Below are 20,805 nucleotides of genomic sequence, written 5' to 3' on the forward strand. Positions count from 1 at the left end.
TGTTATTCAAATATTTTGAATTGGAAAGCGACTTTTCGTTTAAGATAGTTTGGAAGTTTATTCGTTTGACAGGCCCCTAAACTGCTAATCCGGCTGACTCAAACTGTTGACTTTCTAAAAGGTAACTAATTTATTTCCTCCGTTGGGCGTAACGTCTGAAACGTTTCAGGGGACACCCGTTCCACGAGCAGTACCGTAATATTGTCGTGTCCTCCCCGCTGCCTGGCCAGGTCGATCAACTGTGCTGCAGCTTCACTAAGTGAGGGAATCAACATGAGTTGTGCAATTTCATCATTGGATAAATAATCGTAAAGCCCGTCGCTGCACAGGAAAAGGCGGTCATCGTCTTGGAACGTATGAGGTAAAGAAGTAATATCAACTTCCACCTTGCTATGCGTACCCATAGCCCGGGTAAGCACGTTTCTTTCGGGATGTTTTTCGGCCTCGGCAGGGGTAATCACGCCCTGATCCACGAGACTTTGTACATATGTATGATCTTTGGACAATTGAAATAGCTGACCCTTTTTGAGCAGATAAGCACGGCTATCGCCCACATGGGCCAAATAAAGCCGGGTATCGATAATGGCAAGCGCGGTGCAGGTTGTTCCCATACCTTTCTGCCTCACATTCTTTGCAGCGGATTGCCAGATATTCCTGTTGGCTTTGGTTAATGCAAAGAACAAACTTTCCTCAGACGACTCGTCACGGTCGAAATAGGTTTTGGCAACTGTATCCACGGCCATCTTCGAGGCGATCTCTCCGGCTGCATGGCCTCCCATACCGTCGGCAACAATTGAGAGAAAACCCTTGCTTGCTCTTACATCCTTGCCCGATGGGCGGATAAAAAGTGCTGAATCTTCATTGTTAGTACGTACACAACCCACATCTGAAAGCACTACGGCCCTCAGGTCTCCCGTCACTTCCGTTGTGGATTCGGTTGTTTTGTTGGAAAGCCATTTTTTCCAAAACATAGTGCTATTCATTTTATTTGCCAAACCAGTTTTTTACGGGTATTCTTGCAATCAGATCGTTCAGGTCATCCCTCCATCCGGTCCAAAGATCGTCGCCCGCAGGGTTGCGAATTTCTTCGAGTAATTCCTTTGCCGTCATCCTCTGATCAGGTTTTGTTTTTAGCAATCTATTGATCAGTCGTTTTGTTTTTTTTGAGATATCCGGTACCATCAGATCGGGTTCGGTGAACTGGCCTCTCTCTATTTTGATCCGTACTTCGGTTTCGGTGCGGCCATCGAAGGGAAGATAGCCGGTAATCATCTCGTAAAACAACACACCCAGCGTCCAGCAATCCGACTGTATACTGACCCTGCCATTGAACTGCTCAGGAGCCATATAATGAGAGGTTCCGATGATGTAACCCTCCTGCGTGAGCTTCGGTGTGTAGGCCGATTTTGCTATTCCGAAATCAAGTAATTTAGCCAGGCTTTCTTTATTTACTTTAATGTTGCCTGGCTTTAGGTCCCGGTGGATGATTTCCTGATCATGCAGGTGGGCGACGGCTCCCGCTATCTGTTCCATGATCTTCCACACGAATGACTCAGGTAATCTGGATTGTCGTTTGATCAGCTTTTCAAGCGTGATTCCCTCGACATATTCCATAATGATGCAGGGATAATCCTCTTCCATTGCGAATTCGAACAGTGTAGCGATATTCGGATGTTCCACGGAGGCCTGTATGTAGGCTTCATTTCGGAACCGTGCTGCCTGGTCTTTGTGGAAAAGCACTTTCACAGCTGCCTGGCGGCGGGTGGTGTGGTGAATGGCCTGATACACCTCACCCATTCCACCCGATCCCAACCAGTTGGTCAGTACATATCCTCTTATATTTTTTCCAAGGTTCATAGGATTATAGTCCTTTCTGTACCGTTAGCAATTCAATTCCGTATTTGATCGGTATGGCGAAGGAAATGATACCCTGGTTGGCATTCCCGCCTCCGGCATAATAGATGCCTATAACATTTCCTTTTTCGTCAAACATTGGTCCGCCACTGTTGCCTCCACCCGTTGCGTTCAGGTCAAGCTGGTAACTGTCGCCGAACCCGGAGTCTTTGGCCGAAAATTCGGAAGAACTTTTAACGATCTGCTGTATATGTCCGGGCGAGGTTACCGGTGATGCAATGGTAAATACGGCTGGATTGGGTTTGAACGGATCATTGGATTTGCGGACGATACGTTGCTGTGGTGCGCCACCAGGGTAGCCCATCACCACAATGCCCTGCCCTGATTTCACGGTGCTGTAATTGTCGGTCATGGTCACCGGTTCGAGGTCGTTCACATCCACTTTAATCATGGATACGTCGTGGCTTTGCGATGCTGTTACCAGGTGCGCTTCGTAGGGTTGGGTAGAATTGGCAAATACCACTTTCAGATATTTGTTCCGGCCTTCTACCTGTGCAGGGCGTCCGTTAACCAGGGTTGCCTCTGAAGGCACCCAGCCCATCGCCTGGTCCTCGGTAATCATAGGCGTAGCATCATAAACCGGTTGCCCGTTTTTCATTCCCTGTACCAGGTAACCAGGGAAGTTGTTCCAGGAGAAGCCGTTGTATCTTGTTTGCCATGCGGCTCCCACGTGTCTGTTTGTCAGTATTTTACCATCGGAAGTTGCAACGAATCCGGAGCCTGTTCCGCTGGAGCCGACGGGCAGCCCTACTATTGAACTTCTTTTGGTAACCAGGTAGGGCTCGATACCTGCGGTGGTTTGTACAAATAACGGGTGAAAAACGCCATTGGCATCAGGTCGGTATTCGTGATACAATTCTTCATTTTCAGAGACTTCGTACAGCTCCCAGGAAATATAGATTTTCACCACCTTGTCGACATTAGCGGATGCGATTTTGTCATAAGCAACGGATTGTCCAGCCTGAGCCGTTTTCAGGATAGAGTCAATCTGTACTTTGGTCAGATCTTTGTTCATGGCCAAAAGGCTGTCCGCTCTTCTGCGTTCGCTTACGGTGAGAGAGCTCATATCGTCTTTGTTTTTTTGCCACATCACAAATCCAAGAGTTCCCAGTACGACCACAGCGGCGATAACAGCAGTCCAGAGGGTCTTTTGTGATTTTTTACGTTCATGCGTAATCACTCTTTCAAACGTCTGCTTACCGATTCCGGTTTTAGCCGGAGTGTCACCTGCTTCGGCGGGTACAAATTCACTGGTTGGTTTCAAAATTTCTACCAGGCGCGTCTGAGGCATCATTTCCAGGGGGCGTGGGTCGATGTCAAATACAAAGATCGGGCCGTTGGTGCCTACCTGAATTTCATCGCCCGGTGAAAGCCTTGTCGTTCCCAAAACTTTATTTTTGTTTAGAAAAAGGCCATTACGGCTGTTATTATCCACCAATGAAAAACGCAATGGATCGGCGCTGTCCTTGACGATTTTACCATGTTCACGGCTAACGACTGTATCTATTTCGGGGTCAAACTGGATGTCGCTGTCGCCTGACCGGCCCAGCGTTAATTCATTGTGGGCATTGAAGTCAAATTCTTCAACCTGATTGATTTTGGCACCGGCGGTGTGGCGAATGACAAAGTTTTTCACAGAAGCAGTCATTATTTTGAATGGTTAAATTTTTGAATGATTTTTTAGGGTTCAGATATTTCTTCGTTTCTGATGTTACAAATTTCCGCCAAAAGACAACACGGGTAAATCGGGAGAAACGTACATTTGGAGGAAGGAAAACCTATATTTTTCTAGTATAGGTTTTCCTGTATAGAAGAGGATTTACGACTATCCCAATACCGTGGCAGCCAGTCGGCCCAGGTTCATGCTTCTCGCGTTGGAATCAATAATGTCCCGGTACAGCCCGCCTTCGGTATACAAAGATTCATGGGTACCCTGAGCGACCAGCTCCCCTTCGCTCATGCAATAGATGTGGTCGGCGTCCATTATCTGGCTGATGTTGTGTGAGATAATCAGCACCGTGCGGTCTTTTTTAATGGCGTCAATACTGTCTTTAATTTGTTCGGTGGTGATGGCGTCAAGGCTGGCGGTTGGTTCATCCAGAAAAATGACCGGGGGATTTTTGAGGAATAACCGGGCAATGGCTATGCGTTGCTGCTGTCCTCCTGAAAGTGATTTTGCATCCGCCTGATAGCCATTGGGCATGCCTTCGATCTGATCGTGCAAAGAGGCTTTCTTAGCCGCTTCCACCACTTCTTCAAAGGTGGCTTCGAGTTTTCCGTAGCGGATATTTTCCTCTATCGTACCCGCAAAAATGTGATTTTTCTGCATCACGAGGCCCACGTGATCCCTCACCCAATGTGGGTCGTAATGATTGAGCGGCTTGCCGTCCAGCAGCACTTCTCCGCTTGTGGGCTCATAAAAACCAGCCAACAGGTTCATGGCAGAGCTTTTTCCTGCTCCGGAAAGGCCCACAAGGGCTGTGGTTTTACCCGATTCCAGTTTCAGGCTCACATTTTTCAATGCGCGTTTGTGATTAGGATATACCAGGTCCAGGTTCTTCAGTTCGAAAGCGCCGTTAATTGTTTCCGGCCTAAGCTTGTCCGACTCCGGGTTTTCGACGTAGGAGTCATTCTCGATCATTTCAAAAAAACCTTCCGCATAGGTAAGTGCTTCATTGTATTCGTCATAGATGCGGTGTAAGTGCCGTATGGGTGCTGATACATTGTTGAAAAGTCCGAGGTGGAACATGATAGCCCCAAGCGCAATCTGTTGATGAAGTACGAAATAGACGGTCACAACAAACACCATTATGACGCCCAATTGTTCTGCCATACTTTTCAGGCTGTCGAACAGATAATTAGTCCGATGGTGTTTTACCTCGCTCGCCGCCAGATTGGAGGTGAGGGTCTTTTGTCTGGCAGCTTCGTAATCTTCTCTTACAAATGATTTTACCACAAAAATGGACTCAAAAAGCCCGAATAACATGCCTGCCTTGTCTTCCCGAAACTGTTGGATGTTCCGGCGGATCTGCGACTGTCTTTTGGATTGCTCCCGGCTGATCATGGCGTAGAGCGGGATAATCAGTGTGGCGCAGACGCCAATCCATACGTTGTTGTAGTACATGAGGATCAAGGCCAGGAAGGCACTGATAAACATGGGAATGATGTCGATAAAAAGATTTTTAACCGTTTTGATCAGATTTTCAATGCCTTTGTCTATCCTTTTTTCCAGCTTCCCGATCTGATTCTGAGGAAGGGCGAAGAAGGAGAGATGGTAGGAAACAACCCGGTTGATGGTGTAGTTGTGCAGGTCGGCACCCAGCTGAAACCGGAAACGATCGCTCAGAAATTTCTGGATCAGCTGGACGATCAAGCCCAGGATTTCCTTGCCAAACAAGATCACCACCAACCATACCACCACCATGCCGATTTCCCGGTTTGAAACCGGTTGTCTTAGCATTTTTTCTATCGTGTCTACCGTGTATTTCATCACAATAGGGGTCACTTGTGCCAGCGCAGCACCTATTACCGTGAGCACCAGTATCAACGCGAACGTGGAACGGTAGGTGCGGACAAATGGCCAGAGTTTTACAATGAGGGTTACAAACGACATGGGCAGACTAGATTTTACGGATGAATTCACGGGTATTCAATGCGGCATCAGATTCATAGTCATAGAACAGCTCCACCATGGAAGACACGATATTGATATCATCTGTAAGAAAAGCGTTGAGTTTGGAGGCTCGTCCGCTCGTATTGGATCCGCTTCCCAGAATACACACGCAGAGGGATTTTTGAATACCGGGCTTGTTTTCAGAGGGTGAGCTGATAAACAATTGTATCGGCAGCGTTTTATTCACTTTGGTTACCCGGATGCCCATTTCATTCATTTCCTGCATCGACTGGCTGTGGTTTTGATACAACTGTCGGATCAGTGCGGCCTGTGGCTCGTCGTCGTCTTTCACCATCGATGTCGATACCATGAATCGGTTGTGGTGGGGTATGGATTCATTTACAGACAGGGACGCGTTGCTTCCGCTGCGGTAGGTTTCAACGGAAACGTGCTCATTGAAAATTTTGCCAAGGTATTTTACGAATGCGTGGCTGGTACCTTCGCTCTGATCATTGAGTGTCACGAACTCCACTTTGGCATTACTGCCGGTTTTCTGAAGATAGATGGCGGTTTCTTTTAGTTTGTTTTCAACGTCTGCACTGTCGCGTAAAAGTGCTTCGGCTCTCCGGGCATAGTCGAACTGTGTTGCGTGTCGCAATTCATGTGGTTTCACATCTGCGTGTTTGGCCACCAGGTCCATCCTATAAGGTGCGATCGCTTCTATTTGGGCTGTATTTGACAAGATTAATAAATTATTTCCCTGTGTTTTGGAAAGATCGATCACCTTGTTGATCCCCCCCAGTACTTCTTTTGTTCCCTCAATCATCTGTACTTTCTCATTCACTTTTCCGCTTACCTCCATCATGATTCCATTCAGCGACTTCGTTGCCTGGACTAATAAACCAGTCTGGGTTTTGATCTGGTCCATTTCCTGCTGGTTGAGGCGTTCCTTGAGTCGGTTCATTTTTTCGGTGGTAACGGTGAGGAACAGACCGATAAACAGGCTCACCACACCGCCCACAAGACCAGCAATATCCAGTTCCCGAATGTACCGGTCAACGCCCGGGTTGAAATACAGATCTTTGTCATTCCACTGGCCATTGACCACATTGTAGTCGGACAGATAGTGGATGGAATCGTAAAAGACATAGTGCCATTTAAGTCCGAGCGAGATTAGAATTACAATAAACGGGAGGAAAAAGAATACATTAAAAAGGATTGGGTGTCTTTTAATTATATCCATCAAAACCGTAAAGAATCCTTCTTCGGAGGGTTTGCCAAGGCGCGCTGAATCAGGCGTTGAGTCGGACTGGGGCTCCTCTTTTGGCCGGGGTAGCGTTTGGGTGTGCTCTGCCTGAAAAAAGTCGGGTAAATCGTTACGGGAAGTCATAATCGATGGTTAATTGAAGTTTTTGGAATTGAACAGTACAAAGTACGTCCTTAAATAAAGGCTTGTAAATGGCCGGAAACCTACATTTGAAGTATAGGTAAACCTGTATATTTCGAGGTAAACCTTCCATTTTGTAAGCTTTCGGAATATTTCGAAAGGATGCTTTAAAGGATTTGGTACGAGAGCAGCTTTTTGGAATTGGGAAGCATTTCCAGGTATATCTGGTTCCCTTGTGATACTTTTACATACAAGTCATGATGCTCGATTTCTACAGTATCCGGGCTAGAGCCGGGTGTCCATCTGAGGATCAGGTTAAAATAGGCGTCACTCCCATCACTTCCATATTCCACCTGCTTTGAAATAACCTCAGCAACGCCGGCATGTTTTATACCGGCTCTTCTATCGGTGAACCTGTTTTTCAGGAGTAAATAAGTAACCCATATGGTCGTGACCAGAATGAAAAAGCAAACGATCAGCAGTATAAAAAACAGTGCTGTTTCAATTGTGGAATCTTGTACTTGAGTCCATCTTCTACCTATGGCTAATGTATACTCAGGCATATCGATCAGGAACTTGGACCATAATGCAACGGTGACGACAGCGATGAGTGCATTGGTTAAATCCAGTCGAATTTTTTCCTTTTTGGACAAAGGAAGTATTTGCGGGTAGCTGACGTCGCTGGAATGCCAGATGTGGCTTGTATGTAAATGGCTGGTGGCCATAGATATTGGTATCATGAGGTCAATCATTAAGTGGTTAAGTATGATGCAAATTTCCATCAAAACCGCTTTCCGATAAATTGCTAAAAACCTATATTTAGAGTACAGGAAAACCTGTATATTTAAGATTACATTCTGAAAATGAACCTGATGAATGTACAAATTCAAGAAAATCCTCCCTCGGCGATATGAACAAATGGTGTATACTTCTGCTACTTTTTCTCACATTTATTGCCCGTGCGCAAAAGACAGACTCCCTTTTGCGTGCTTTGAAAGTCGCCAGGCCTGATACGCAAAGGGTCAATATCCTGAATGATCTGGGTTACAACTTTTGGGTGGGCAGCGATGATTCACTTGCCATACTTTACTGTCATCAGGCACTTAACCTTGCGAAAAGACTGAAATTTTTAGCGGGCGAATCAAAAGCAAGGTTTCAGCTTACGCGTATTGAGTTGGATCGTTTTACAGATATTGGACCAGCATATGCACATCTGGACACCTTGCTTCAAATTGCAAAACGTACAAAGGATAAAAAACTGGAGGGGATGGCGTACGTGCGGCGGGCTCAATTTTACAGCGAAATACTTGAAAAGCAGTCGCAGGTCACACCTTTGTTTGAAAAGGCATTAAAATTGTTCGAGCAGGTTGGCGACAAATCCTGGCAGGGGACTGTGTACAACGAGAGGGCGCAAATTTTGGGAAATAACGGCAATTTTGCAGATGCTGTCGTTTTGATGCTGAAGGCCCGTAAGCTTCAGGAAGAGGTAAATGATACCAAATCTCTGAGATCTACGGTAGCCAACCTTGGTGTGTTCTATTCTTCGATGGGCTTGTATCCCGAGGCGCTTAAAACTTTCAAAGAGGCAGAAGAAAATGCTAAAAGCAGGGGAGACAGCGTCTTGATCGCATTTTTTTACAATCAACGTGCGGAGATATATGACAAGCAGGGCAAATACAAGGAGGCGTTGCGTGAGCTCGAAAAGGCGGTAAAAGTGTATGAGCCATCACAGGCTCCATATTGGCTCGGGCGAACCTATGCCAGAATGGGTCATGCATATCTGAAACTGAATGACTATGAGAATGGCCTCAAATACACAGGAATGGCCGACAAATTATTCAGTAAAGCCGCGGATGCCAATGAAATGCTGGACCACTACGTTCATCAGAATTTCGGTAAAATTTATTTATTCCAAAAATCTTACAAAAAAGTGATTGGTTATGCCCAAAAGGGGCTCGAGTGGGCCATGGCAGCCGAACCGCCACTTCTGAGAGAATCGGCCGAGTATCACAGGCAATTGTCTGTCGCTTATGAGGCATTGGGACAGACTGCCCAAGCGCTAAGCCATTTTAAGCAGTACAAAGTCCAGTCCGATTCTGTGCTGAATAAAGAGAATGTGCAACGGATCACGGCAGCCTCACTGACCTATACATTCGAGAAAAAGCAACAAACAGACCAGCTGACCATTGAGGCTCTGAAAAACGACAAGCTCGTACAATTCCGTAATTTTCTGATCGGGTTGTCCGTCCTGGGTTCTATTATTACGGCCTTTATTTTCTGGTCTAACCGCAAGCTTCGGAGTAAGAACACGGAGCTTATTGCGAAAAATCGTGAGATAGAGGAAGCATTGTTCAAGGGACAAAAATTGGAACGAAAGCGGGTGGCCTCGGAACTGCACGACAACCTGAATACAAAACTGGCGGCATTGCGCTGGCGTATGGAGGCCATAGATGTAACACAATACGGCGAGGGGGATCAGAAAATTCACAAAGGTTCCGTTGAAATGCTTGAGGATATTTATGACGACGTGCGGCTTATCTCGCACAGCATGCTTCCTGTGGAGCTGGAAACGGAGGGCCTCGTTCCAGCGCTGCGAAAACTGATTGGGAAACTGAATATCAACTCCAAAACAGAATTCCACCTGATCGCGAAAGACTTTGAGGAAAGGCCGCCGGCTTCGGTTGAGCATCAGTTTTACATCATGATCCTTGAACTGATCAATAACGTGTTAAAACATGCTCAGGCTTCGAAAGTATGGATCAGCGTAGGTAGGTCGGATACCGGCATAATCCTGACAGTCAGTGATGATGGTGTGGGCATGGCCGACCCCGCGCTATCGGACGGAATGGGAATGAAGAATCTCTCGAACCGGGTAGAAGCACTGGGCGGTAAACTCAAAATTGAAAGCGCTCCTGAACAGGGAACCAAAGTGGTGATCGAGGTGGCCGAAAGGGGGTGAGATGTTAGAATTAAGAATGAAGAATGAATCGGTGGTGCGTGATGCCGTTTGAAATTTAATTTTCTTCTTACCAGTAGGTTGCGCTGATTTTATCGTTTGCCGCTGATTGCTGATTGCTGATTGCTGATTGCTGATTGCTGATTGCTGATTGCTGATTGCTGATTGCCCCAAAATATGAAAGCCGGATTGTTCATTTTTCTGCTAGTGCACGCCTCCGTTTTGTTTGGCCAAACGAAGCGGATCGATGCTTTGCGCAACCATATTTATAAGACTTCGGACGATCCCGAGAGACTAGCGGCAATTTTGGCCTTGTGTGAAGAATATCACAGTTTGAATCGTGATACGCTGGATTATTATGCGTACCACGCACGGGCTTTGGCAGTAAAAATCAAAGCGGGCAGGAGGGAGCGAAGTTTGGCGGAGCTTGCCGTTGCGCATGACTACTACCGCTGGGGGTGGATTGACAGCTTGCTGCTGGTAGTAAATACGGAGTTGCCCAAAAATCCTGTCACCGATCCAAAGGCAAGGGATATTTATTTCAAACTGACCCTACTGAAGGCGAAGGGTTACGGAGGGCGGTCCAGGTATCAGGAGTCACTCTCGGTGTTTTACGAAGCGATTCGGATGGCGGAGAAATATCGGGACACGCTTAATCTGGGTATTGGTACAAACAGTGTCGGATCCTTGGCCTTGATGCGGGAACAGCCTAAGGAGGCAATCAAATGGGTGAAGAAGGCGCTCTCTTACACGAATGATAATGACCGGAAATATGCATACATACGGGCTGCCGGCTTTATCAATCTGGCAGGTGCATTCAATCTGCTGGGTCAAAATGATTCGGCAAGGTATTATGTGGATCGGGGAGTGGCATTAAGCAAGGAGATCGAAAATCTTAACTTTTTAGCCACCGGTTTACGGATTCGCTCTCAAATTTATACAGACACTGGAAAATTAAAAGAAGCAGAAGCAACCCTGGTCGAAATGTGGGAAACCCGAAAGAAATCGGGCGACGAAAATCAGTATACGGATGACGGGTTGATGCGGGTGAACTTTTATATCCAAACCCGGCAGTACAACAAAGCCATTGCCTACTGCAAAAAAGCCCTGCTGACGAATGAGGAGGCGGATGCGTTGAAGATAAACAGTCGGGTGAGTGCAATCAATTTACGGAAGGACTATTACCAATTGCTGGCAAAATGTTACAAGGCGGTTGGCAAGAATGCCCTCTACCAGGAAACCCTCGAAAAGTTGGTGGCAGCCAAAGATTCTTTTTACAAGGACAATTCCGCTGATGCCATGGCTGAAATGCAGGTCAAATACGAGTCGGAGAAACAGCAGAGCCAGATTAAGGATCTTGAAAATGAAAAGCTGCAGCAGGTTGTCGATAAACAGGCGATGATCAGAAATTTTCTGTTAGGACTGGCCGCATTGGGGATTGCGCTAACGGGCTATGTCATTTTTACAAATAGGCGCTTGCGGGAACATAATAAGGTACTGATAAGAAAAAACCGCGAGATTGAAGAGGCACATTTCAAAGGTCAGCATGTGGAAAGAAAGCGGGTTGCCTCCGAGCTGCACGACAACCTGAACACCAAACTGGCCGCATTGCGATGGCGGCTGGAGGCCTTGAACCTGGCCGGGTATCCCGAAAAGGACCAGAAGGCTTTGACCGGCCTGATCGGGATGCTGGAGGATGTGTATGATGATGTTCGGCTGATCTCACACAACATGCTTCCTGCCGAACTGGAATCACAGGGATTGACAGCCGCGGTACAAAAACTGATTGAAAAGCTCAATGTAAATCCAAAAACGGTCTTCTCAGTTGTGTTGGATGAAATGCACGAGCGCCTCGATCAAAAGGTTGAGTTTGAGCTTTACAATATTACGCTCGAGTTGGTCAACAACATCATAAAACATGCGCGGGCAAGCCAGGTCTGGATCAGTATTTCGCAGGATGGAGCCAAAACGACCTTGACCGTCAGCGACAACGGGGTAGGTTTTGAAGCCGGGAACGAATCACAGGGAATAGGCTTACGCAATATCGGTTCGAGGGTGGAAGCATTGAAGGGAATATGGAAAGTGGAAAGCAGTCCCGGGCAGGGGGCAAAGGTGATCGTGGAAGTGTTGAAGCGGTGATTTCAATTGCGTACAGTGACTTACACCAGTTTGTGCCTCATCGCGTACTTAATGATCCCTATCGCGTTTTTTACGTTCAGTTTTCGTAATATATTATGACGGTGCGTTTCAACCGTTCCTACACTTATAAAAAGCCTTTCTGCGATTTCGGTGGTTGATAGCTCTTGTGCGATCAGCTTAATGATTTCCAGTTCGCGCGATGTTACCGCAATGGGTGTGGATGGTATGTCTTCATGAGCTGGAGCCTGCATACTTGCAGGGCTTAGCAGTTCTTTCATCACGGCTTCACTGAAGTATTTCTCGCCGGAAGCAACCGTTGTGATGGCGCGTTCCAGTTCAGCCCGGTTTGCCTTTTTCATCACATAACCCGAAATCCCTGCCTGAAAAGCCTGTCGGATCGTATCAGCGTCCTCGGAAACGGTGAGCATCAGGATTTTCAGTTTAGGAAATTTTTCACGTACCTGTAATGTGAGGTCAATTCCTGTGAGATGGGGCATGTTGAAATCCGTGACAAGAACGTCGATTTCATCATTTTCCAGCATGTGAAGTACCTTACGGCTGTCGTTAACGGTACCTGCGATTTCAACGCCCGGAATGGTCGAGATCAAAAGAGAAAGACTGTCCAGCAGGATCTGATGGTCGTCGGTAATAAGTACACGTAAAGACATTTCACAAAGAAGAGTTAGCGTATATCAAATGTATAAGAACATTATGACAATGCAAAGACCATGCTTTTTATGAACTTACAAAACGTAAACCCTTCTTTTTGAAATATATAACCTGGGTCTACAAGCTCGCTACCCATTCCTGGATCTGAGCAAAAAATCCGGGAACTGCTGCCGGATACACCACCGCCATAAATAGCATACCAAAAATAGCACCCACCATATGTGCGCTGTGGTTGACATAGCTTGTGCCTTTCCTGGCTTCATAGTAAGAATAGCCAAGGAACAGAATACCAAATATAAATGCCTTCATTTTGATGAAGAAATACAAGGAAATGGTCATCGTGGGAGCAAATAGTATTGCGGCAAAAAGCACAGCAGAAACCCCTCCGGAAGCACCCAGAGAATTGTAGTTGGAATTAGTACGATTTTTGAGATAAGTAGGAATGTCAGAAACAATGATTCCGACAATATACAGGAAGAGATAATAAAAAGAGCCGCTGGGGCCAAAAAGTTGGTAAAATAGGCTCTCAATTCCTTCACCTACAAACCACAAACTGAGCATGTTGAAAATTAAATGCCCGAAATCGGCATGAACAAAACCTGAGGTGATGAATCTGTAATATTCGTTTCGCTTGGTGACCTTATAGGGGTTAAGTATCAGCTTGTCCATCAGACTGTAATTGCTGAAAGCATAATAGCTGATACCGCTTGTAATGATGACGAGTATGAGGGTTATTGACATATTTTAGTGTAAAAATGATAAAATGTTGACCTGGTTGCCGGTTAAAGAATGCCAGGCTATTGTTCCCGCTCCACCAACTGATGAACGAACGAGAGCAAAGGCGCTTTTCGTTCAGATGATACGTTTAATTGTTCAAGGTTGCTAAAACCCAGGTTGAAATATTCATTGATTTTAGCTTCGGTCGTTTTGCGGATTTGCAGTTGGTCATAGATATTCCGGACTGCCTTCACCTTTTCTTCTTTGTCAAATGTTTCGGCGGCAATCCAGTGGTTCAGCTCCTCCTTCAAGGTTCCTTCCGCTTTTGCTAACGCCTCAATGAGCAAAAAGGTCTTTTTATTCGAAATAATGTCTCCGCCAACCTGTTTTCCAAAAGTTTTGGGATCCCCGTATACATCCAGCAGATCATCCTTCAGTTGAAAGCCAATGCCCATACTTTCACCGGCTGTGTACATGCGTTTTTTTGATGCCTCGTCTGCGCCTCCAATGATGCCACCGAGTTCGAGCGACATGCCTAGCACCACGGAGGTTTTGAGGCGGATCATTTCCAGATATTCCGTTTCTGTAACGTCCCATCGTGTTTCAAAATTCATGTCAAGCTGCTGGCCCTCACACACTTCTGCTGCCGTGGTATTGAACCGCTCAATGACGTTTCTCAGGCTGCTATCCTGCACGTTTATCAAAAGTTCGTAAGCTTTGATCAGCATGACATCTCCTGAGAGAATGGCGGTGTTTTCATTCCATTTTTGATGCACCGTGGGTTTGCCACGACGCAGTGGCGCCTTGTCCATGATGTCATCATGCATGAGCGTGAAATTGTGGAACACTTCGACTGCCATGGCCGGTTTGATCGCTTTTTGCCATTCGTCCGTGTAAACACTGGTAGCCAGCAAGGTGAGCAGTGGCCTGAACCGCTTGCCGCTCAGCGACATAATGTATCGGATGGGATCGTACAGCTCAACAGGGTGTTCACCGTAAGAATTTTTGTCAAATTCAGTTTGAAGCGTTTTTAGCAGATGCTCAATTTGTATCATTAGAAGGTTTTTTCAGTCCGGTATATGAGGAACTGAGGTTGAATATGCTTTTTTTGATCAGATTAAATTCAGGTAAAAAAAGCGTTAGAAATGTGTTTTGACTGGTATCATAAGCAATAGATCTTTAATAATGCCCTTTCATCGATAGAATGTAAATAACATCATTATCAATTTTATATATTATTCGATGTTCCCTATTTATTCTTCTGGAATATTTGCCAGCTAAATCATGCTTGAGCATTTCAGGCTTGCCTATACCTGTCGTTGGACTGTTCCTGATAGCATCTATTATTTGTTCAATCTTTTTTAGTAAGGAAATTTGACCCGATTTTTGCCAAAATCGCAGATGCTCGATGGCCAAAGGTGTGAAGTCTATTTTGTATTGACCAGATCCCATAAATTAGCTCCCGGTTCTAATGTAACCGTATTTCCCTCATTAATTTGCCGTTCACTTTCTTTTATCATGGCCACAAATTCAGCATTGTAAGGCTTGTCCTCTTTTTCCTCGAAGGAAACTTTAAAACCTTTCAGTAGTGCTTTCACTGCTTTTATCACTTGCTGATCTTCTGTATTGATCGTGAACGTTGTCATGGGTTTTCCTGCTTGTTTATATGTTCAAAATTACAACTTTTTTGTCAAAAACGGGATTGGCTATTTGTTGAAAGGTAATTGCAATACAATAATCACGGCGATAAGGGCTTAATTTTCTACCTTGTCCTTTCTATCAAAAAGTGTTTGAAATGCCCATCGTTTTTAGCAGGGTCATATTTCAACTCCATACAAAAAAGAAAAATTTACCTATGCCGTTTCATCAATATTTTAATCGGGAAATATTCCCTATAGACGCCGCAATTTTCAAAACCAACGATCTTGGCTTACTGAGAGGTTACGGTTTGTTTGATTATTTCCGCACTTATAACGGCGTTCCCTTCAGATTTGAAGATTACTGGAAACGCTTTGAGAATTCAGCACGGCTGCTCAAGCTGGCTATACCACTTTCCCGGGATGAAACTGAAAAAGTGCTGGCGGATCTTTTCGCATTATCGGGCGAGCCGGAAGTCGCGTTTCGCTTTGTGCTCACAGGTGGTTATGCCCCAGACAGTGTTCATGTAATACAGCCCAACTTGCTTATTCGTACGGAGTCTTTGCCGCAGGACAATCCTGCCGGGCGGCTTAAAGGTATTAAGGTGCTGCCTCACGCCTACGTGCGGGACCTACCCGAAATCAAAAGCACCAATTATGTGCATATGATACTGATGGCCGATGAAATGAGGTCTCAGGAAGCAGCCGATCTGTTGTTCCACAAAGACGGCGAAATCAGCGAACTGACGAGAAGTAATGTTTTTATCTTTAAAGGAAATACACTCATCACGCCCGGCAGGAGCATCCTGAACGGAATCACACGGCGTGTGGTGTTGGAGCTGGCCGGGCCTCATTTCGAAATTCAGGTGAGGTCGGTATCGCTGAATGAGTTTTTGGCTGCCGATGAAGCCTTCACCACCAGCTCTACCAAATGGGTTATGCCCATTGTAGCTGTGGGAGACAATAGGATCGGTGATGGAAGGGCAGGGAAAAATACCCTGTTCCTGCAGGGACTATTTGAGGGGCTGGTCAGTGATTGGGGCAAATAGTAATGAGGCTGTCAAAATGTTATTGGATTGTGACAGCCCAATTTCTATTTAGGTCCAGCCCTGTGCTGTGATCGGTACCCGGTTGTCGGCATTGGTATGCAGTAGCACTTCCCCTTTTTGATCGGTGATATAACCTACAATCGTAATCTTGGGATTGTTTTTGATTTTGTCGTAAGCATTTTGCGGGACCGTAAACAGTAGTTCATAGTCTTCACCTCCATTTAAAGCGGCCGTGACCGGTCCGATGTTGAGTTCCGTAGCGGCCAGGTAAGTCTGCTCGTCAACGGGGAGCTTGTCTTCAAATACCAGTGCGCCCACCCCGGATTGCGCACATATGTGCAAAAGGTCGGATGCCAGGCCGTCGGACAAATCGATCATGGCTGTGGGGATGACACCCGCTTCCGCCAGTTCGTAAACTACATCCATGCGAGCCTCCGGGCGGAGCTGACGCTGAATGACGTAGTCTTTTCCATCCAGTTCGGGCTGCATGTTAGGATTGGCCAGAAATACCTGTTTTTCTCTCTCCAATAATTGTAATCCCAGATACGCACCTCCCAGATCTCCGGTGACGCAAAGCAGATCGTGCGGTTTTGCCGTGTGGCGATAGGTGATTTTATCCTTCGCAACTTTTCCAAAAACTGTTACGGAAATAAATAATCCGGAGCGGGAAGAAGATGTATCACCACCCACCAGATCCACATTGAAATCCGAACAGGCAAGTTTGATGCCTTCGTAAAGTTCCGCCACCGCCTCCACGGAAAAACGATTACTGAGCGCCAGGCTGACCGTAACCTGATGGGGTGTGCCATTCATAGCCGCAATGTCCGAAACGTTCACGGCTATGGCTTTGTAACCCAAATGTTTCAGAGGGAAGAAGGTAAGATCGAAATGGACCCCTTCCAAAAGCATATCTGTGGTGAGTAACCCATACTCGTCACCCAGGTCGATCACGGCTGCGTCGTCGCCAATGCCTGTGATGGTATCGGGTAGTTTATTTTTGATTCCTTTATTAAGCTTCTGAATCAGGCCAAATTCGCCCAAAGCGCTTATTTCTGTTCTAGTTTCTGCCATGTTGCAAAATTAGTAAAAAAAGAACGAAGCCACTTCGTAGAGGAAATGGCTTCGTTCTGATGTCTTCAAAAATTCGTTTATGCCTATGGATTGCTCAGTGTGTATACATTGATGGAGTTTCCTGTTTTGGTACTCGGGCTGTTTCGCGTCAGTACCAGTCTGGAATCGTCAATGGAGGTGATGGTAAATTCAATAACGCCATTGGTTCCGGTAGGTGCGGGTGACAGATCTCGCAGTATCAGTTTGGTGTCACCGGAAAGCTCCCATTTTCCACTGAAAGAAGTCTTGTCAAATTCCACATAAATGGCATTCCCTCCTTCGATCAAGGTAAGTTTAAAATCGGAATAGCCAGGTCTTGTATTTCCCGATCCACCCCGTGTATACACCACTGCGGCCCCCTCTTTGACCGTTTCTGCTGTCCAGGTCTTGGCTATGCGCTCTGTTACAGACTTAACCTTTTTTTTACAACCGGTAATGACCAGTGCAGCTACCAGCATCAAACTCCAAAGTATTGTATATCCTTTTTTCATTCTCTTTTTGTTTGCAATTCCTTTTCAAAACGCCAAGTTCCTACTTTTTAGTCTTATTATCAAAATATTCTCAAGTACACTTGCTGAAGTAAACACAGAAAGGGCATTATGACTAAATTGCCGCAGGAAAAAAACGATGAAAGAATATACCAAGCAACAACTGGCACTGCGCAACGGGCAGGATAAAGAAGATATCTGGTGTGCATACAAAGGATGGATTTACGACGTTTCCGGATCCAGGCTTTGGCGCAACGGGCATCATTATGAACACTGGGCCGGGCAGGATTTAACGGAAGAGCTGGAGGACGCGCCGCATACGGAGAAGGTGTTTGAACGGTTTAAGGTAATTGGAAGGCTGGTGAATGTTGAATAGGAAGCATGGTTTCGGAGATAATGAGAATGACAATTATTTTACCAGGATCAAACTCCTCATCTTGAGTTTGTCGCCTTGGTCACGGCAGTTGAAATAATGCCTTAGGTTTGGTATATCTCCTTTAGCCACGGTAAACCTCTTTAAGGTCGGCAACTGAATATAGATCTTCTTCGGTGTTCAAGAAGTCAAATGTCGTACTTTCGGCTGCTAATTTTTGAATTCCGTTTGTTATTTCGCGTTCCTCATAACGTTTAAAAACGAAGTCTGCGAAATCAGAAATTTCTTCTGCCCTGTCTTCAGGAAGGTGATTCATTACTTTTAATGTTCTCTCAATTAAAATTTGTCTGGTTATGACGTTTAAAGTTATTATCAAATTTAATGTTTTTTTGAGGAACAATGCATTTCAAAAGATACCGTCAATAACTTCTAACTTAAATCAAAACCTATTTTGAACAATACATCAATACTCATCGCCGACAGCGGCTCTACTAAAACGGACTGGCTTTTTACTGGGAATGGAAGTGCCCCGATGCAATTTCAGTCCGCCGGGATGAACCCATTTTATCAGAACAAAGATGAGATCACTGCTTTGCTGCAAAAGGAGGTGATTCCCAATCTTAAGGGAGAAGTCAGGAACATATTTTTTTATGGCGCGGGATGTGCTGATGAAAAAACATCAAAACCCATCTATGATGCATTATACGAGGTAATTCCTTCGGCAAAAAATATTGAAGTGGCTTCCGACATGTTGGGTGCTGCACGTGGGCTGTGCGGAAAGGAGGCTGGGCTGGCCTGTATCCTGGGAACCGGCGCAAACAACGCCTTCTACGATGGGGATAAAATTGTAAAATCGATTGGCTCACTGGGTTTCTGGCTCGGTGACGAAGGGAGTGGTTCCTATCTGGGTAAAACTTTGATCGTTCATTATCTTCAAAACGAGTTGCCAGCTGAGTTGCATACGCTGTTTGCGCAATCCTATCCAGAGGTTAATCGATTGTCGGTTCTTGATCATGCTTACAAAAAGCCCTTTCCGAACCGCTATTTTGCCGCGTTTTCCAGGTTTATCCCATTGCATATCGGACATCCGTTCATGAGCGGTATGGTGAGCCGTGCGTTCGATGCCTTTATTGAAAAATACATTTTAAAGCATGCCGATGCAGCCCGATTTCCCGTTCATTTTACGGGATCTGTTGCTTTTTATTATCAGGATATTCTAAAAAACGACCTGCTCAAACACAATCTGAAGGTCGGAAATATCCTAAAATCGCCATTGACCGGACTCATGAAGTATCATTTGTAGTAGTTGGTGCCAGAATTTTATGATTTGTCGAAATGGGTAATACCAAAATAATCACACACGACTGACGGTTCACCTGTCGATGAATTCATCCCGCCTCGCCCCATCTCAGAAAATGGCCTTAACTTTGTGATGAAATTAAAAATCAAAAATGCCGCGTCTTACCATCCGATGGCTTACCGTTTTCTCCGCACTGCTGATTATTGGTGTGGTTGTGACCCAGATCTACTGGGTGAAGCAAGCGTTGGATCTCCGAAACAGGCAGTTTACCCAGAATGCACATGTGGCATTACAGGAGGTTGCTGAGAAGCTGTCCAAGGTTAATGGCGTAATGCAGACCACCAACCCGGTGGAACAGCTGGCGCCCGAATATTTTCTGGTCAATACCAACGCTACCACCCAGCCCGATCTGCTGGAACACTTTATTAAGGATAGCTTTCAAAAATACAATCTGATTACAGACTTTGAAGTGGGTATTTACGATTGTACTACTGATAAGATGCGGTATGGCATGTTTTTGAGTACCAAAAATAACGAAAAAACGTCCGCACCCACTTCTGACTGGATCAAGACGGACAAATATCCCTACTATTTCGGCGTGCGTTTTCCCGAATATGGTACCTATTTTGCCGGTACCATCACCAGAGCCGTCTGGTCGTCGGTACTCGTTTTGGTAGCCGTTTGCTTTTTCGCCTATGCCTTGTTCGTCATTTTAAGGCAAAAACACCTTTCAGAAGTGCAGCGCAATTTTGTCAACAATATGACTCATGAGCTGCAGACACCCATCTCTACCATCCGGATCGCGGCGGATGTACTCAATACGGAAGTGATTGTGCATCAGCCTGAGCGACACAAAAGGTACGTGCATATTGTGCAGGAAGAAATCATGAGGCTGCAAAGCCAGGTAGAAATGGTGCTTTCAATGGCCAAAGCCGAGAGTAACACGCTTACCTTGCGGAAGGAGCCCATTGATGTGCACCAGCTCATTGAATCTATTTTACTTCCTTTTGAGGGAAAAATTCAATTGCAGTTTGATGCTGCCAATGCGATGGTCGAAGCGGATCCGTTTCATTTCAGAAATATGATCAGCAATTTGATTGACAATGCTTTGAAATATTCTCCCGGTGAGCCAGAGGTATGGGTGAAAACCTTCCAGAAAAAGAATTGTCTGGTTGTGGCCATTGAGGATAAAGGCCTTGGCATTGCGCCGGAGTATCAAAAGAAAATATTCAATAAGTTTTTCCGTGTGCCCTATGGCGATGTCCACAATGTGAAAGGCTCAGGCATTGGTCTCAGTTATGTAAAACAGATCGTAAAATCGCATCATTGGCATCTGGAGCTTGAAAGCATACTGGGGCAAGGAAGTACATTCCGGATTTCCATCCCACAAAAGTAGAGCTGCTTACAGCCGACCGCATTGAAGAAATCAATAGCTTTTGACACCTTAATTTTT

At 45.6% G+C, this 20,805-nt stretch carries 20 protein-coding genes; 6 read left to right on the forward strand and 14 right to left on the reverse strand.

Annotated features, from left to right (window positions below):
* Positions 1–125 precede the first annotated feature (125 nt).
* From DYADSP32_RS20365 to DYADSP32_RS20390, 6 genes are all read right to left on the reverse strand, one after another.
* Positions 126–971, reverse strand: a complete 846-nt coding sequence (locus DYADSP32_RS20365; RefSeq protein ID WP_414617927.1) for a Stp1/IreP family PP2C-type Ser/Thr phosphatase — start codon at positions 969–971, stop codon at positions 126–128.
* 13 nt (positions 972–984) lie between these two features.
* Positions 985–1,857: a serine/threonine-protein kinase gene (locus DYADSP32_RS20370; RefSeq protein ID WP_149241039.1), complete on the reverse strand. Its 873-nt coding sequence runs from the start codon at positions 1,855–1,857 to the stop codon at positions 985–987.
* A 4-nt stretch (positions 1,858–1,861) separates the two neighbouring features.
* The gene (locus tag DYADSP32_RS20375; protein ID WP_149241038.1) at positions 1,862–3,562 is read right to left on the reverse strand and encodes a trypsin-like peptidase domain-containing protein; all 1,701 of its coding nucleotides are present in this window, start codon (positions 3,560–3,562) and stop codon (positions 1,862–1,864) included.
* 177 nt (positions 3,563–3,739) lie between these two features.
* Positions 3,740–5,527, reverse strand: a complete 1,788-nt coding sequence (locus DYADSP32_RS20380) for an ABC transporter ATP-binding protein (protein ID WP_149241037.1) — start codon at positions 5,525–5,527, stop codon at positions 3,740–3,742.
* Positions 5,528–5,534: 7 nt separating this feature from the next.
* Positions 5,535–6,917 (reverse strand): hypothetical protein, encoded by a 1,383-nt coding sequence (locus DYADSP32_RS20385; protein ID WP_149241036.1) that lies wholly within the window; start codon positions 6,915–6,917, stop codon positions 5,535–5,537.
* 164 nt (positions 6,918–7,081) lie between these two features.
* The gene (locus DYADSP32_RS20390) at positions 7,082–7,654 is read right to left on the reverse strand and encodes a hypothetical protein (RefSeq protein WP_149241035.1); all 573 of its coding nucleotides are present in this window, start codon (positions 7,652–7,654) and stop codon (positions 7,082–7,084) included.
* 170 nt (positions 7,655–7,824) lie between these two features.
* On the opposite strand from DYADSP32_RS20390, the gene DYADSP32_RS20395 reads away from it, so the two are divergent.
* Together DYADSP32_RS20395 and DYADSP32_RS20400 are read left to right on the forward strand one after the other, a co-directional pair.
* A complete protein-coding gene (locus DYADSP32_RS20395; RefSeq protein WP_149241034.1) occupies positions 7,825–9,873 on the forward strand; it encodes a tetratricopeptide repeat protein in 2,049 nt (682 codons plus the stop codon).
* A 174-nt stretch (positions 9,874–10,047) separates the two neighbouring features.
* Positions 10,048–12,009: a sensor histidine kinase gene (locus tag DYADSP32_RS20400; RefSeq protein ID WP_149241033.1), complete on the forward strand. Its 1,962-nt coding sequence runs from the start codon at positions 10,048–10,050 to the stop codon at positions 12,007–12,009.
* 20 nt (positions 12,010–12,029) lie between these two features.
* Here DYADSP32_RS20400 and DYADSP32_RS20405 read toward each other — a convergent pair whose 3' ends face one another.
* The 5 genes from DYADSP32_RS20405 to DYADSP32_RS20425 all read right to left on the reverse strand — a co-directional run bounded on the left by DYADSP32_RS20405 (position 12,030) and on the right by DYADSP32_RS20425 (position 15,041).
* On the reverse strand, positions 12,030–12,677 hold the full coding sequence (locus DYADSP32_RS20405) for a response regulator transcription factor (protein WP_149241032.1): 648 nt from the start codon (positions 12,675–12,677) through the stop codon (positions 12,030–12,032).
* 118 nt (positions 12,678–12,795) lie between these two features.
* Positions 12,796–13,419 (reverse strand): rhomboid family intramembrane serine protease, encoded by a 624-nt coding sequence (locus DYADSP32_RS20410; RefSeq protein WP_149241031.1) that lies wholly within the window; start codon positions 13,417–13,419, stop codon positions 12,796–12,798.
* A 56-nt stretch (positions 13,420–13,475) separates the two neighbouring features.
* Entirely contained in the window at positions 13,476–14,450 is a 975-nt protein-coding gene (locus DYADSP32_RS20415) for a polyprenyl synthetase family protein (protein ID WP_149241030.1), read from the reverse strand.
* A 124-nt stretch (positions 14,451–14,574) separates the two neighbouring features.
* Positions 14,575–14,847: a Txe/YoeB family addiction module toxin gene (locus DYADSP32_RS20420; protein WP_149241029.1), complete on the reverse strand. Its 273-nt coding sequence runs from the start codon at positions 14,845–14,847 to the stop codon at positions 14,575–14,577.
* A complete protein-coding gene (locus tag DYADSP32_RS20425; protein WP_149241028.1) occupies positions 14,823–15,041 on the reverse strand; it encodes a DUF2683 family protein in 219 nt (72 codons plus the stop codon). Before DYADSP32_RS20425 ends, DYADSP32_RS20420 begins: the two co-directional genes overlap by 25 nt.
* A 209-nt stretch (positions 15,042–15,250) precedes the next feature.
* On the opposite strand from DYADSP32_RS20425, the gene DYADSP32_RS20430 reads away from it, so the two are divergent.
* Complete coding sequence (locus tag DYADSP32_RS20430; RefSeq protein WP_149241027.1) at positions 15,251–16,081, forward strand: aminotransferase class IV; 831 nt, start codon at positions 15,251–15,253, stop codon at positions 16,079–16,081.
* Positions 16,082–16,129: 48 nt separating this feature from the next.
* On the opposite strand, the gene thiL is transcribed toward DYADSP32_RS20430, so the two are convergent.
* A complete protein-coding gene (gene thiL / locus DYADSP32_RS20435; protein ID WP_149241026.1) occupies positions 16,130–17,152 on the reverse strand; it encodes a thiamine-phosphate kinase in 1,023 nt (340 codons plus the stop codon).
* Between the two features lie 83 nt (positions 17,153–17,235).
* The gene (locus DYADSP32_RS20440; RefSeq protein ID WP_414617928.1) at positions 17,236–17,682 is read right to left on the reverse strand and encodes a hypothetical protein; all 447 of its coding nucleotides are present in this window, start codon (positions 17,680–17,682) and stop codon (positions 17,236–17,238) included.
* Positions 17,683–17,818: 136 nt separating this feature from the next.
* Here DYADSP32_RS20440 and DYADSP32_RS20445 point away from each other — a divergent pair, with 136 nt between their 5' ends.
* A complete protein-coding gene (locus DYADSP32_RS20445) occupies positions 17,819–18,055 on the forward strand; it encodes a cytochrome b5 domain-containing protein (protein ID WP_149241025.1) in 237 nt (78 codons plus the stop codon).
* A 121-nt stretch (positions 18,056–18,176) separates the two neighbouring features.
* Here DYADSP32_RS20445 and DYADSP32_RS20450 read toward each other — a convergent pair whose 3' ends face one another.
* Positions 18,177–18,368 (reverse strand): hypothetical protein, encoded by a 192-nt coding sequence (locus tag DYADSP32_RS20450; RefSeq protein WP_414617929.1) that lies wholly within the window; start codon positions 18,366–18,368, stop codon positions 18,177–18,179.
* Positions 18,369–18,503: 135 nt separating this feature from the next.
* On the opposite strand from DYADSP32_RS20450, the gene DYADSP32_RS20455 reads away from it, so the two are divergent.
* Both DYADSP32_RS20455 and DYADSP32_RS20460 read left to right on the forward strand, forming a co-directional pair.
* Positions 18,504–19,355 carry an N-acetylglucosamine kinase gene (locus DYADSP32_RS20455; protein WP_149241024.1) on the forward strand — a complete coding sequence of 284 codons (852 nt, stop codon included), beginning with the start codon at positions 18,504–18,506 and terminating at the stop codon, positions 19,353–19,355.
* A 148-nt stretch (positions 19,356–19,503) separates the two neighbouring features.
* The gene (locus tag DYADSP32_RS20460) at positions 19,504–20,748 is read left to right on the forward strand and encodes a sensor histidine kinase (RefSeq protein WP_149241023.1); all 1,245 of its coding nucleotides are present in this window, start codon (positions 19,504–19,506) and stop codon (positions 20,746–20,748) included.
* Positions 20,749–20,805: the final 57 nt, after the last annotated feature.

This window comes from Dyadobacter sp. 32 (assembly GCF_902506755.1).
GTDB lineage: Bacteria > Bacteroidota > Bacteroidia > Cytophagales > Spirosomataceae > Dyadobacter.

What these genes read in the sequence shown, in the direction of transcription:
- DYADSP32_RS20365 (WP_414617927.1), bottom strand. Translation starts at nt 971, where the DNA reads ATGTTTTGGAAAAAATGGCTTTCCAACAAAACAACCGAATCCACAACG.
- DYADSP32_RS20370 (WP_149241039.1), bottom strand. Translation starts at nt 1,857, where the DNA reads ATGAACCTTGGAAAAAATATAAGAGGATATGTACTGACCAACTGGTTG.
- DYADSP32_RS20375 (WP_149241038.1), bottom strand. Translation starts at nt 3,562, where the DNA reads ATGACTGCTTCTGTGAAAAACTTTGTCATTCGCCACACCGCCGGTGCC.
- DYADSP32_RS20380 (WP_149241037.1), bottom strand. Translation starts at nt 5,527, where the DNA reads ATGTCGTTTGTAACCCTCATTGTAAAACTCTGGCCATTTGTCCGCACC.
- DYADSP32_RS20385 (WP_149241036.1), bottom strand. Translation starts at nt 6,917, where the DNA reads ATGACTTCCCGTAACGATTTACCCGACTTTTTTCAGGCAGAGCACACC.
- DYADSP32_RS20390 (WP_149241035.1), bottom strand. Translation starts at nt 7,654, where the DNA reads ATGATACCAATATCTATGGCCACCAGCCATTTACATACAAGCCACATC.
- DYADSP32_RS20395 (WP_149241034.1), top strand. Translation starts at nt 7,825, where the DNA reads ATGAACAAATGGTGTATACTTCTGCTACTTTTTCTCACATTTATTGCC.
- DYADSP32_RS20400 (WP_149241033.1), top strand. Translation starts at nt 10,048, where the DNA reads ATGAAAGCCGGATTGTTCATTTTTCTGCTAGTGCACGCCTCCGTTTTG.
- DYADSP32_RS20405 (WP_149241032.1), bottom strand. Translation starts at nt 12,677, where the DNA reads ATGTCTTTACGTGTACTTATTACCGACGACCATCAGATCCTGCTGGAC.
- DYADSP32_RS20410 (WP_149241031.1), bottom strand. Translation starts at nt 13,419, where the DNA reads ATGTCAATAACCCTCATACTCGTCATCATTACAAGCGGTATCAGCTAT.
- DYADSP32_RS20415 (WP_149241030.1), bottom strand. Translation starts at nt 14,450, where the DNA reads ATGATACAAATTGAGCATCTGCTAAAAACGCTTCAAACTGAATTTGAC.
- DYADSP32_RS20420 (WP_149241029.1), bottom strand. Translation starts at nt 14,847, where the DNA reads ATGGGATCTGGTCAATACAAAATAGACTTCACACCTTTGGCCATCGAG.
- DYADSP32_RS20425 (WP_149241028.1), bottom strand. Translation starts at nt 15,041, where the DNA reads ATGACAACGTTCACGATCAATACAGAAGATCAGCAAGTGATAAAAGCA.
- DYADSP32_RS20430 (WP_149241027.1), top strand. Translation starts at nt 15,251, where the DNA reads ATGCCGTTTCATCAATATTTTAATCGGGAAATATTCCCTATAGACGCC.
- thiL (WP_149241026.1), bottom strand. Translation starts at nt 17,152, where the DNA reads ATGGCAGAAACTAGAACAGAAATAAGCGCTTTGGGCGAATTTGGCCTG.
- DYADSP32_RS20440 (WP_414617928.1), bottom strand. Translation starts at nt 17,682, where the DNA reads ATGAAAAAAGGATATACAATACTTTGGAGTTTGATGCTGGTAGCTGCA.
- DYADSP32_RS20445 (WP_149241025.1), top strand. Translation starts at nt 17,819, where the DNA reads ATGAAAGAATATACCAAGCAACAACTGGCACTGCGCAACGGGCAGGAT.
- DYADSP32_RS20450 (WP_414617929.1), bottom strand. Translation starts at nt 18,368, where the DNA reads ATGAATCACCTTCCTGAAGACAGGGCAGAAGAAATTTCTGATTTCGCA.
- DYADSP32_RS20460 (WP_149241023.1), top strand. Translation starts at nt 19,504, where the DNA reads ATGCCGCGTCTTACCATCCGATGGCTTACCGTTTTCTCCGCACTGCTG.